This window comes from Undibacterium sp. Di26W, from assembly GCF_049340265.1.
Taxonomy (GTDB): Bacteria; Pseudomonadota; Gammaproteobacteria; order Burkholderiales; family Burkholderiaceae_D; genus Undibacterium.
Window position 1 is genome coordinate 129965 of the sequence record NZ_JBMPOR010000002.1, and the last position, 12408, is coordinate 142372.

The 12408-nt window shown below is 50.5% G+C and carries 13 protein-coding genes and 1 tRNA gene; 10 read left to right on the plus strand and 4 right to left on the minus strand.

Features of this window, described 5'->3' with window-relative positions:
* The first annotated feature begins 41 nt into the window (after window positions 1–41).
* The 9 genes from ACO0LM_RS02975 to ACO0LM_RS03015 all read left to right on the plus strand — a co-directional run bounded on the left by ACO0LM_RS02975 (window position 42) and on the right by ACO0LM_RS03015 (window position 8783).
* On the plus strand, window positions 42–734 hold the full coding sequence (locus ACO0LM_RS02975; RefSeq protein ID WP_423034207.1) for a glutathione binding-like protein: 693 nt from the start codon (window positions 42–44) through the stop codon (window positions 732–734).
* A 228-nt stretch (window positions 735–962) separates the two neighbouring features.
* The gene (locus ACO0LM_RS02980) at window positions 963–2189 is read left to right on the plus strand and encodes a DUF2863 family protein (RefSeq protein WP_423034209.1); all 1227 of its coding nucleotides are present in this window, start codon (window positions 963–965) and stop codon (window positions 2187–2189) included.
* A 28-nt stretch (window positions 2190–2217) separates the two neighbouring features.
* Window positions 2218–2742 (plus strand): GNAT family N-acetyltransferase, encoded by a 525-nt coding sequence (locus ACO0LM_RS02985; RefSeq protein ID WP_423034211.1) that lies wholly within the window; start codon window positions 2218–2220, stop codon window positions 2740–2742.
* Window positions 2743–2853: 111 nt separating this feature from the next.
* Window positions 2854–4707 carry a DUF3857 domain-containing transglutaminase family protein gene (locus ACO0LM_RS02990; protein ID WP_423034213.1) on the plus strand — a complete coding sequence of 618 codons (1854 nt, stop codon included), beginning with the start codon at window positions 2854–2856 and terminating at the stop codon, window positions 4705–4707.
* A 270-nt stretch (window positions 4708–4977) separates the two neighbouring features.
* A complete protein-coding gene (locus tag ACO0LM_RS02995; RefSeq protein ID WP_423034215.1) occupies window positions 4978–6168 on the plus strand; it encodes an acyl-CoA dehydrogenase family protein in 1191 nt (396 codons plus the stop codon).
* Window positions 6169–6178: 10 nt separating this feature from the next.
* Window positions 6179–7318 (plus strand): acyl-CoA dehydrogenase family protein, encoded by a 1140-nt coding sequence (locus ACO0LM_RS03000; protein WP_423034217.1) that lies wholly within the window; start codon window positions 6179–6181, stop codon window positions 7316–7318.
* Between the two features lie 65 nt (window positions 7319–7383).
* On the plus strand, window positions 7384–7845 hold the full coding sequence (locus ACO0LM_RS03005; protein WP_423034219.1) for a MaoC family dehydratase: 462 nt from the start codon (window positions 7384–7386) through the stop codon (window positions 7843–7845).
* Window positions 7846–7897: 52 nt separating this feature from the next.
* Entirely contained in the window at window positions 7898–8350 is a 453-nt protein-coding gene (locus ACO0LM_RS03010; protein WP_423034641.1) for a MaoC family dehydratase, read from the plus strand.
* A 43-nt stretch (window positions 8351–8393) separates the two neighbouring features.
* On the plus strand, window positions 8394–8783 hold the full coding sequence (locus ACO0LM_RS03015; protein WP_423034221.1) for a nuclear transport factor 2 family protein: 390 nt from the start codon (window positions 8394–8396) through the stop codon (window positions 8781–8783).
* Window positions 8784–8971: 188 nt separating this feature from the next.
* Here ACO0LM_RS03015 and ACO0LM_RS03020 read toward each other — a convergent pair whose 3' ends face one another.
* Genes ACO0LM_RS03020 through ACO0LM_RS03035 form a run of 4 tightly spaced genes read right to left on the minus strand, consistent with a single transcriptional unit; the run spans window position 8972 to window position 11947 of the window.
* On the minus strand, window positions 8972–10057 hold the full coding sequence (locus ACO0LM_RS03020; RefSeq protein ID WP_423034223.1) for an exo-alpha-sialidase: 1086 nt from the start codon (window positions 10055–10057) through the stop codon (window positions 8972–8974).
* Complete coding sequence (locus tag ACO0LM_RS03025) at window positions 10057–10326, minus strand: MoaD/ThiS family protein (RefSeq protein ID WP_423034225.1); 270 nt, start codon at window positions 10324–10326, stop codon at window positions 10057–10059. The genes ACO0LM_RS03020 and ACO0LM_RS03025 overlap by 1 nt, the downstream gene beginning before the upstream one ends.
* Window positions 10319–10795 carry a CYTH domain-containing protein gene (locus ACO0LM_RS03030; RefSeq protein WP_423034227.1) on the minus strand — a complete coding sequence of 159 codons (477 nt, stop codon included), beginning with the start codon at window positions 10793–10795 and terminating at the stop codon, window positions 10319–10321. Before ACO0LM_RS03030 ends, ACO0LM_RS03025 begins: the two co-directional genes overlap by 8 nt.
* A 27-nt stretch (window positions 10796–10822) precedes the next feature.
* Entirely contained in the window at window positions 10823–11947 is a 1125-nt protein-coding gene (locus tag ACO0LM_RS03035) for a M14 family metallopeptidase (protein WP_423034229.1), read from the minus strand.
* Window positions 11948–12159: 212 nt separating this feature from the next.
* On the opposite strand from ACO0LM_RS03035, the gene ACO0LM_RS03040 reads away from it, so the two are divergent.
* Window positions 12160–12236, plus strand: a tRNA-Pro gene (locus tag ACO0LM_RS03040).
* Window positions 12237–12408: the final 172 nt, after the last annotated feature.

Sequence of the window (12408 nt, forward strand, 5' to 3'; positions counted from 1 at the left end):
GGATGCATGCTGTTTTCATCAACCATGCAAAGAGGAAAGCAATGATAGACGTTTATTCCTGGCCGACTCCCAACGGACACAAAGTACACATCATGCTGGAAGAATGCGGCTTGCCTTACCGTGCTATCCCGGTAGATATCGGCGATGGCGACCAGTTCAAGGCGGATTTCCTGGCGATTTCACCCAATAACAAGATCCCCGCCATCGTTGATGCTGATGGTCCTGATGGCAAACCGATTTCCCTGTTTGAATCCGGTGCCATCTTATTGTATCTGGCAGGAAAAACCGGCCAGTTCCTGGGCAAAACCGACAGGGAAAAATATGACACCCTGCAGTGGCTGATGTTCCAGATGGGTAGTGTCGGTCCCATGCTGGGCCAGGCGCATCATTTCCGCATGTATGCGCCGACGCAGATTGAATATGCCGTCAATCGCTATACCAATGAAACCAAACGCATTTATGGCGTGATTGATAAACAACTGGAAAAAACTGCCTACCTGGCTGGCGATGACTATACGATTGCCGACATTGCCACTTTCCCCTGGACGCGCTCTTTCGCCAATCAGGGTGTAGACTGGGTAGAGTTCCCGCATGCCAAACGCTGGTTCGATACCATCAGCAAACGCCCTGCTGTACAACGTGGCGTGCAGGTATTGGCCGATTTACGCAAACCATTGGATAACGACAAGGCAAAAGAAGTACTGTTCGGAAAAACACAATACGCTAAGAAATAATTTCATTCACCTTAGGGACTAGCGCATTGCTGCACTCTTCTTGCCACTTATGAAATGCGCCTTTTCCGCCGATACTGCGTCAAAAATCCTCGCAATACCTCTGTATTGCTGCGGTTTTTTCCTTGTCCCAACGAAAAATTCGCGATTTTATAAGCATCAATCTGCGTGCAACACGACACTAGCCGATTGCCGTTACAATGGGCTTACTCCTCTCTACTCTATTTCAGTATGCGTCGTCCGATAAAAAGAAATCGTTTCAAACTAGCCGCTGAAAGTCAACGCGTTGTCAATCTTGCGCTGGCCGTAGCGCAATCAGCCAGCCGGGTCGAAGACCTGGATTGGCAAGCTAGGCTGGATGCACTGGTCACCAAAAATCTCAGGCAACATCATCAGGACATGCTGGACGCCGCGACTGAACATTTATTTCAGTCACACCCGAATGGCTATGAAGTCTTGACCGAGACACTGGAATCCACCAGCACCTGCAACACTTTTGAGTATGAGGGTCAGCCCTATACCTGCCTGCTGATTGCCGCACCGGTATTGGCCTGGACACGTTTTGAAATCACCTCTGGCAGCATACCGGTAGAGGCATTAAACCTGCTCAGTGCACAATTGTCTGCCCACTTGCTGGCCGGGCATACCCAATTGCGACTGCTACCCAGTTTGTATTCCATTGACCAGTTGCCACGCAATCACGTGGAAACCTTCGCCCTGCTGGAACGTCAGGGTGTGGCAATGCTCAAGCAGGCGACTGTCCCGGTAGAAGCAGAACGCGCAAAGACCGTCCCCTTTCTGGCAGATATACGCTATGTGCTGGGGGTGTTGGCCGTACCTGTTGGCAAGCCTTTGTTCCAATGGCAAACCATCGATGCGCCGTTTGATTGCGTGCAGGCCAAGAGTGATGCCCTGCTGCAATGGCAACAAGAGACTGAAACCACATTCAAGCGCCTGTTGCCAGGATGTGGCATTGAAGTCTTGCTGCCCGAATCCTATTACACCGCCTGTCGCGAAGCGGATATCAAGATACGGCCTGCCACCATACGTTCAGCCATGTTCTACCTGACCCAAACGCTGGGTAAAGAGGCTGACCAGTTCAGCGTCATCATTGCCTCGTTTGGTGAACAGGAAAACCCGGGGCAAATCGATGAATACCGTGTCAGCTTTTGCCTGCGCGATGAACCGGAAGTCGTGTATGGCGTGGTCTGGCCCTTGTACCAGGCTGAAGACCAGATCATCGCGGTCAATCTGGATGACAACGAACAACTGGCTGGCGAGATTCCCGGCATCCTGCAAGAATGCGGCGTTACCGACATCATCCAGTTGGAAGAAATCTTTGCGATGGAATTTTGCGATGATTGCGGCAGCCCGCTGTTTGCCGACCGCGAAAGTGACCTGGTCCATACAGAAATGCCGGATGACACACCGACACCTGGTGCCACGCATTTTCATTGATGCAATCGGCATGGCTTGACGGTGCGGCATGACAGTCACAGATATGTCGTCACGTAAAAAAGAACAACCCGGTAATGAAATCAGCAATGATTTACATTTCCGGGCTGGTCTGACTACAGACGCAAAGATCATCAGCGATCTGATCATGTTGTTTGCCAAAGACTTCAGTATCAACCCTGACGGTAGTGGTGCCGATTTATTTCATCAATCGGTGTCGATTACCGCCGAGCAGGCCTATCTTGCAGATAGCCGCTACCACTTCATCCTTGCCATGCAGGATGATACGCTGGCTGGCTTCATTGCCCTACGCGACCATAGCCACTTGTTTCATATGTTCGTCGCCCCGGCATTTCAGGGGCAAGGGCTAGCGACAGTCTTATGGCAACACGCCCGTCAATACGCTGCGTCCCAAGGACAAAGCACTAGTTTCACCGTTAATTCTTCTCTGAATGCCATCCCCGTCTATGAGCGCTTCGGCTTCAAGGCCAAGGGTCAGGTAGTCGAAATGCATGGCATTGTCTTTCTTCCCATGCAATTTCAATCGAATAATTGAGCAAGGAAGTTGTCAAATAAAGAAGTGTTTTGCGATACACTATAAACACAACCAACGCTCATTTCATTTACAAGAATACGTTCTGACAAAAAATCTCAAGCATACACATACATGAAAAAATATCTGCTCGCTGTTTTCTGCATTCTCAATTTCGCCAGCACCCCAGGCATCGCTAAAGATGATGGCACAGACAAATCCATCACTATTCTGAAAGAAATACAATCCTTTGTCGTCAATAAGGATGGTAGCTATGCAGTAACCGTAGAGAGTTACGTACAAATCAACGAAGAACGCGCAGTAGTATCTCAGTCACAACGTCAATGGTCTTTCAACCAAAGTCTGGAAACCCTGGAATTACTGGAAGCCTATGTAGAAAAGCCTGACGGCCGAAAAGTCCACGTCAAACCAGAGCAAATAAAATTGCAGCAAGAGCCTGCATACAGCGGTGCGCCCATGTTTCAGGACATGCAAGTCAGGGTAGTGATTTATCCCGAAGTTGCAGTCGGCGATAAAATTTATTCAAGACACAGCAAAACCCGCAAGACAGCAATGTTCCCGGGGCAATTCAGTGATTACACACCTAGCCGTTATGTTCCCACCAAACAGCTGACCATGATTTACGATATGCCTGCCGACATGCCTTTGCTTAGCCAGGAAGATGGTTTTGCCGCCGCGCCCCGCGTCAACCAAAATGGTCGCACGGTGTATCGCTGGGATTATCTGCCCTCTGACAATCCGCGCATAGAATCATCTTCAGTCAGTTATGCAGACTATGGAAAGCAACTGGTAGTTTCTACTTTCACGGATTATGCGAGCCTCGGCAAGGCTTATTACCAGACAGCGGCCCTGACGACCAAGGCAAATGCCAAGATCAAGGCAAAGACTGCAGAACTTACCAAAGGCATCAACAATCCACGTGATAAGGCCTATGCCATTTACGACTGGGTAAGAAAAAATATTCGCTATGTTGCCGTGTACATCGGAAATGGCGGGCTGGTGCCACACAATGCAGATGAAATTCTGGACAACCTGTATGGCGACTGCAAAGACCACACCAGTCTGATGGAAGCCATGTTGGCCGCTGCAGGAATAGACAGTACCCCGGTACTGATCAATTCTGGCGACTCTTTTAAACTGTCACCTGTTGCCAACCTGGGTCAGCTCAACCATGCCATTACCTTTATCCCCAGCCTGAACCTTTATCTTGACTCAACCGCCATCGATGTCAATCACGGCTATTTACCTTTTTCAGTCTGGGATAAACCTGCCATCCTGACCAGGACCGGTGAAATTGGCAGGACACCGACAAAAGAATTCTTCAAGACCAGCAGCAACTACAAGGTCAACATTTCGACCGAAGGTGCAGCCCAGTTTGAATTTGCACGCGAAGATACGGGCCAGTCGGCCGAACCGACGCGCTATGAACAAAGCAACTGGCGCATCAACGATCAGGAACTTGCTGTGGAAAACATACTGAAAGGCTATGGCATGACCGGCAAAGGCACTGTACAACTGGGTGACCTGAAGGGAAGCCAAGACCAGTATGAATTCAAGCTCAAAGGCAAAGTCGACAACTGGACTTACCTTCCAGGCACAGTTGGTATAGCTGCCAATAGCAGCCTGTATGCAGGTATGGCCAATAGCATTTATGGTTTAACGGCTGAAGTGGAACGCACGCAGGATTTCATTTGCCCCGAAAACAATTTCGTCGAAGAAGCCGTATATCAATTTCCCGCGCAAGCAAAAATACTGTATGTCCCCAAGGATGTCGATATGCGCACTGCGTTTTTTGAGTATCAGGCAAAATATACGCACAATGACAAACAGGTCATCATCAAACGCACATTTAAAAGCGGCAAGGAAGGCAGTCGTGTATGCACCCCCAACGACCATCAGGCCATGCAAGCCACTATCAAGAAAATGGTGCAAGACTTGCGTAGCCAGTTCATCGTGCAGGTGCAATAGAATTTTCCTGGTGAGTTCTGACCCGCCTGATTAATCCTGAGCAGGTCAAAAAGCCAATGTGTCTGCGCATTGGCTTTTTTTGCATCCTTTGATTTGACTTGATATTGTTTACACAACGAAACAGGCTTAAAAAACAGCCCATTATTTGTCGACAAAACACGACTATCACCATTTTCAAAATCCGTTGTACAATTAGTTTTGAACGGTCGTGCTTTTTTCTGCTTTTTTTCGTTAATTGCTTGCTGCGGCCATCATAAAACAGGAGACAACATGGATTTGAACTATACGGCTGAAGACCTGGCCTTCAGGGATAAGGTGCGCGCCTATCTGGAAGCCAATCTTCCACCAGACCTGCAGCAAAAAGTATTGAACCATAAGCGCCTGTCCAGAGAAGACTTTGTTCGCTGGCATAAGATACTGGCAAAGCAAGGCTGGGTAGCCACAGGCTGGCCAGCAGAATACGGCGGCACGGGCTGGACACCGACCCAGCGCCACATCTTTGAAGAAGAATGCGCACGTGCAGGTACGCCTGCCATCCTGCCCTTTGGCGTCAATATGGTGGCACCTGTCATCATGGCGTTTGGTAATCAGGCACAAAAAGACTATTACCTGCCACGCATACTCAGTTGTGAAGACTGGTGGTGCCAGGGGTATTCGGAACCGGGCTCAGGCTCTGACCTGGCGTCCCTGAAAACCCGTGCAGAACGCGATGACGACCATTATATCGTCAATGGTCAAAAGACCTGGACCACACTGGCCCAGCATGCCGACATGATTTTCTGTCTAGTACGTACCGACACTGGTGTACGCAAACAGGAAGGCATTTCTTTCCTGCTGATTGACATGAAAACGCCGGGCATTACCGTACGCCCCATCATCATGCTGGATGAAGAACATGAAGTGAATGAAGTCTTCTTCGACAATGTCAAAGTGCCGGTACAAAACCTGATAGGCGAAGAAAACAAGGGCTGGACGTATGCCAAATACCTGTTGGGCCATGAGCGCACGAATATCGCCGCCGTGGGCCGTGCCAAGCGCGAATTGCAATTCCTCAAGCGCATTGCTGCCAAACATCAAAAGAATGGCCAGCCACTGATCAATGATGCCGTCTATGCCAGCAAGGTTGCCAGCTTGGAAGTGGAATTGATGGCGCTGGAAATTACGGTCCTGCGCGTGATCTCTCAGGATAGTGGTCGCCCTGGTCCGGAAGCCTCCCTGCTCAAAATCAAGGGTACGGAAATCCAGCAAAGATTGACGGAACTGATGGTGGAAGCAGTCGGCCCCTACGGCCTGCCGTTTGACCCGGCTTTCCTCGAAGGTGAAACCGAACACAGCGTGGTGGGCGACGACGATGCTGCGCCGCTGGCACCGTATTACTTCAATTTCCGCAAGACCTCCATCTATGGTGGTTCCAACGAAATTCAAAAAAATATCATCACCCAGATGATCCTGGGTCTGTGAGGAGAGCATTATGGATTTCAACTTAACGCAAGAACAAAAACAGTTTGCTGACGCCTTACGTCGCTGGGTAGAAAAAGACTATACCTTTGAACAGCGCAAACACGTCATCGAATCGGCTGAAGGTGTATCCGCCAAAGCCTGGGCTGACCTGACAGAACTGGGGGCGCTGGCCCTGCCTGTTCCTGAAGAACAGGGTGGCTTTGATGGCTCAGCCATTGACATGCTGGTCATCATGCAGGAACTGGGGCGTGGCATTGTTATCGAACCCTACTTTGCCACTGTCATGGGTGCAGAGTTCCTGAAGAAATCCGGCAAGCATGCGGATGTGCTGGAACAAGTCGCTGGCGGCGAAGTCAAGCTGGCGAATGCCCTGGGCGAAAGACAGTCACGCCATGACCTGTTTGACATTGCCACCACTGCGGGCAAAACTGCCGATGGCTACGTACTCAACGGCAGCAAGACTGTGGTGTTGCATGGTGCCCAGGCAGATAAACTGATCCTATCTGCCCGCAGCAGCGGTGCGCAGCGCGACACCAATGGCATCAGCCTGTTTATCGTTGATGCCAAGGCCGCAGGCATCAGCCGCCGCGACTATCGCACCATCGATGGTTATCGCGCCGCCGACATCACGTTAAGCCAGGTAAAAGTCAGCCAGGACGCCCTGCTGACTACAGCAGATGCTGGCTGGGAACTGCTGGATGCCGTGGCCGATTATGGCGTTACCCTGCTGTGCGCCGAATCCATAGGCATCATGGAAGCCATTACGGCAGCCACCCTGGATTATCTGAAAACCCGTCAGCAATTTGGCGTCCCTATCGGCAAGTTCCAGGTCTTGCAACATCGCATGGCAGAAATGTTCATGGAAATGGAGCAGGCCCGTTCCATGGCCACACTGGCAGCTGTCAAGATTAGCGCTGATAATGTCGAAGAACGTCGACGCACTGTATCTGCCGCCAAGGCCAGGATAGGCCAGGCCGCCAAATACATAGGCCAGCAAGCCGTGCAATTGCATGGCGGCATGGGGGTCACCAATGAACTGCCAGTAGCCCACATGTTCAAACGCCTGACCACCATCGAGTTGTCATTGGGTGATACGGACCATCACCTGGCCAGATTCGTGGCACAACCCGGCTTTAAAAACGCAGCCTGATTGCTGTAGAAAAATCCCGACTGTGTTCGGGATTTTTTTTACTCTTTAAAAAACAAGGACACGTCATGAGCATCAAAACAGATCGCTGGTATTTCGAAGATTTCATTCCCGGCAGAGTCATTGAACTGGGGCAGCGCACAGTGACTGAAGAAGAAATCATCAACTTTGCGACGCAATTTGACCCACAATCCTTCCACGTCAATAAAGAGGCCGCTAGTCACTCCATCTTTGGCGGCGTCATTGCCAGTGGCTGGCATACCTGCAGCATGATCATGCGCATGGTGGTGGATGGTTTTCTGGCTAATTCAAGCAGCATGGGCTCGCCCGGTGTCGATGAAATACGCTGGATATTGCCGGTACGTCCAGGCGACACCCTGACTGTCACTGCAGAAACCCTGAGCAGCAAAGTATCAACATCCAAGCCAGGCCGTGGTGTCGTCAATACTTTATGGAAAGCCCATAACCAGGATGGCAAGCTGGTGTGTACGATTGCCGGCATGGGCATGTTTGGCTGCCGCCCTGTATAAGCCCCACTTATATCCATTCATATCCATTTAAAAATAAGACCACGGAGACATGATGAGAGAATTCAGCAGCATCAATGAACTGAAAGACTTGATAGGCCAGGAAGTTGCCCAGTCAGAATGGGTAGAAATTACGCAAGAACGTGTGAACATCTTTGCCGATGCAACCGGTGATCACCAGTGGATACACATCGACGTCGAAAGAGCCAAACGTGAATCCCCCTTTGGTGGCCCGATCGCCCATGGCTTTCTGACCCTGTCGCTGCTACCCATGCTGGTCGCCAATGCCATTCATCTCAGCTACGTCAAGATGGGTGTGAACTATGGGCTCAACAAGGTGCGCTTCCCCTCCCCCGTTCCAGTCGGCAGCCGCCTGCGTGCCAGAATGAAATTGCTGGAAATCGAAGACATCAAGGACGGTGCCCAATTGACCTGGGAAGTCAGCATAGAACGCGAAGGCCAGGACAAACCTGTATGCGTGGCTGAATCTATTTCACGCTGCTATTGATTCCTTAAACACTAAAACGCTGTATCAACCTGGTAACAAAACCATGCCAACTCCTGACACACTCCAACGCTTTATCGCCAAGGTAGAAGCCAATGCCCACGCTGCCGCATGTGAAGAATTCTATACCGAGAATTCCAGCATGCAAGAAAACCAGGCCAAGCCAAGGATAGGCCGTGCAACGCATGTGGCTGCCGAACATGCCGTCATGTCACGCGCCAAATCGGTATCATCCACCTGCATACACCCGGTATTGGTCAACGGTGACCATGTCGTCATACGCTGGATTTTCAGTTTCGAATGGCTGGATGGCAGTGTCACACGGATGGAAGAATTGGCTTACCAGCGCTGGGAAGGTGAATGCATTGCAGAAGAAACCTTCTTCTATGATCCTGCGCAACGCATTCCGCAAAAGCTAGTGGACTGTAACAGTTGAAACAGAAGTGAAAGACGCTTGCCCGGCGATCAGGGCAAGGAGCAAAGCACAGCGATAGTGAACTATCGCGAGCATTTGCAACGCAGCCATGGTCGTCGCGCAAGCGGGAGGCACTCTGTTTTCAATTGTTACAGTCCACTAGTGACTAAATGAGTAGTATGACCAATGCCGGTTTCAATACATTCACATCAATAAAACCTGACCGCATAAACCGGTGGCAAATTGGCGGCGATCTGATACCAGTCATCACCCGAATTTTCGCTTGCCCACAAATGGCCGGTGGTCGATGCCATCAAGAGGTTTTTGCCGTTTTCAGAAACAGCAAGGCCATGACGGTACACCAGGTCATAGCAATCTTGCTGGGGCAGGCCATTTCTTAATGATTCAAACGTCTTGCCACCATCACGTGTGCGTGTGACGCTCATTGCGCCATTCAAAGGCACGCGTTTTTGATCGGCGATGGCAGGTACAAACCAGGCGGTATCCGGGTCGCGCGGGTGGGCCGCGACGGTAAAACCAAAGTCTGGAATATCTTCCGGTAAACGTAGTTGCTGCCAGCTTGCTGCCTCGTCTTCACTGCGCCAGATGCCATTGTGATGCTGGCACCACAAGACGTGGCTGGCAAACTTGCTGCGGGCGATCAGGTGCGGGTCCTGGATATTTTGATTGTCTGCCATATCGGGTGGCATATACGTAGCACGCATGCCCGCTGCAGCCAGCGTCCAACTCTGTCCGCCATCTGCAGTTTTCCAGGCACCACCACAGGATATGCCCAACAAGATATGCTGCGGATTGCGCGGGTTGACGCATATCGAATGTATGCCCGGCACATCATAACCGCCACCCATCCATTGCTTGCGCTCTTCCCTGTCCCACAATGACCGTACCAGTTCCCAGCTATTACCACGATCTGATGAACGGAACAAACCACCAGGCAAGGTACCAGCCCAAAGTACATCGGGTTCTTCGCTGCCACCAGTTTCCATGGACCAGATAGCCTTCAGCTTCCATTCAACGTCATCGTCTGTCTTGGTATGTTCGGGGTAAGCTGGTGCGGCCACCTCGGTCCAGTCGCAGCGCTCTTCATCGCGGCGATGCAGTTTGACCCCAAAATGCCCCAGGTTCAGTGCTGCATACACCGCACCATCACGCTTGTCATGCAGGCACATACTGACCGGCTCACCCAAAAAACTGACCTGGTCGAGTTGCCAGCGATTGTCAGCATGAATCAATTCAAACAGTCCCTTGCGGGTCGCTACCAAAGCTTTCATCATCACCCTCCTGAAAGTGCCTGCAAGACATATACCTGGCTATTCACATCCAAAGCATCGCGCAGGCTACTGCGCTGCATGACGCGCTTGCCATCAATAAAGACCACTACGTGAAAACGTAAATCACCCTGCTCATCCAGAATATAGCCTCGCAGTGTCGGGTTCAACTGAAAGGCGGCTTCCAGTGCGTCACGCAAATTGTCGGCTGTTGTTTCTACCTCAGGTACCTCAGTAAAACGACTGAGTTGCTGGGTAAAAGTCAGCTTAGCCACGTTGCCCCCAGGCAGAATAAGGATGCTTGAGCAGATTCGCATTCGCATAGCGCCGGTCATGGCTGACCTCTTCGCCCAGCCAGGCAGGACGCTCAAACTGCTGCTGTTCGGATTCCAGTTCCACCTCAGCCACGATCAGGCCAAGATTGTCTCCAATAAATTCATCCACTTCCCAGACCAGGCCGGAGAAAGCAATGCGATAACGTGTTTTTTCTATGAGAGGTTGCTGGCAGACTGTGTCCAGCAAGATTTGTGCATCTGTCAGCGGGATGGGATATTCCCATTCACCACAACTGATACCAGTTGACATGCCTTTGATGGTCAGCATCGCACGTTCTGCTTCTATGCGTACCCGCACGATGCGACCAGGGTCAGAGCAAATATAGCCCTGGCGCAGAAATGTGCCCTGCCCCTGTTGTTTAAAATCCTGACTGACAACAAGGAATTTGCGTTCAATTTCCACGCCCATTACGACTCCGATGATTAAATACCGGAATTATGCACCTAACGAAGCCAAAATCGGTTGCAACATTGCTTCGCCCAGTTTGATACTGCGCGCACCATCCCAGCCCACCTCCACATCCGGCAGATTGGCATTGTCCTTAAAAGGTAATTCCAGCGTCAGCGATACACATTTGTAGGTGTGGCCGATGTACTTGGACGCCAGCTTCAACACATCTTCATTGTACTTCGATGCCTCATACCCAAACCTGGTCTGGAAATCAGGGCTGGCCAGGCAGAAGCTATCGACAAAAGCCTGTTGTTCCTGCATCTGCTTTTCAGTAAAGCCCGCCAGCATCTCACTACCGGCCACAAATATGTAGGGCAAAGCTTCGTCGCCATGAATATCCAGGAACAAATCGCAACCGGTTTCCTGGATCTTGTTTTTGACGTAATACACTTCCGGACTGGTTTCCAGCGAAGGTGTCATCCACTCACGATTCAGGTTGGCACCGGTAGCATTGGTGCGCAAGTTGCCACGCACAGAACCATCCGGATTCATATTCGGCACGATGTATACAACGGCTTTTTCCAGAATGCGACGCGCGGTCGGGTTCGATGGATCCAGCAAGGCATTCAGGCTGCCTTCCACCAGCCATTCTGCCATGGTTTCGCCAGGATGCTGACGGGCAATAATCCAGACTTTTTTCTCTGCTGCCGGGTTACCAACCACGATCATATTCAAGTCACGACCATCCACCGTATTCCCCAAATCCTCCACCCGTGCGACGGCTGAATTTTCTACGCCGCCCAGTAAAGCCAGGTGACGTTCCCAGGTATACGGTTCAAAGTAAGCGTAATACACGCTGTCACGCTCTGGTGTGTGGCGTATCGTCATCACCTTGCCATCAAATTCGGTATCCACACGGAACCAGTTGGCACGGTCATAGCTGGCAACCGCACGATAGTTTTCCCATCCCTTTGGGTAGGTGGCTTCACCGGCGTTGCGTATCTGCATGACTGCATCTTGCCCACGGGCACCCTGCAGGCGAAAGTGAAACCACTGCCAGATATCAGCATGTGAATCCTTACGCAACTTCAACTCTATGGCCCCCACCTGCTCCGCGTTGACTACTTCAATCGCTCCCGCGTCGAAGTTCTGACTGATTTTAATTGTCATATTTTATATGTTCAGAAATGTTTTCAAGCACCGCATCCCATACGGTGTCCTTAGGAGTGTTATTTTCACAGCTTTTCACAAAATATGAAAATATTTTAGTCAAATTTACCGTCAAAATCGTACAAATATTTTCACCCCGGCAATCATTAAGGAAGTTTTCAGCAAATAATGGCAAAAATCGCCATCATCGACTATAATCTTTCGCTCAGTGTCGGGGCGTAGCGCAGCCTGGTAGCGTACGTGCATGGGGTGCACGGGGTCGGAGGTTCGAATCCTCTCGCCCCGACCAAAAATAAATAAAAGGCTTACAGACTCCGGTCTGTAAGCCTTTTTTATTTTGCTGAATTTACAACAATCAATTTCTGCGGCATTTCATCTTCATCACCTGAGCAGGTAGCCATTCATCGTTTCACACAAAAAAATTGTTAGAGCGAAATTTTCTATTGAAAAATGAAACATTT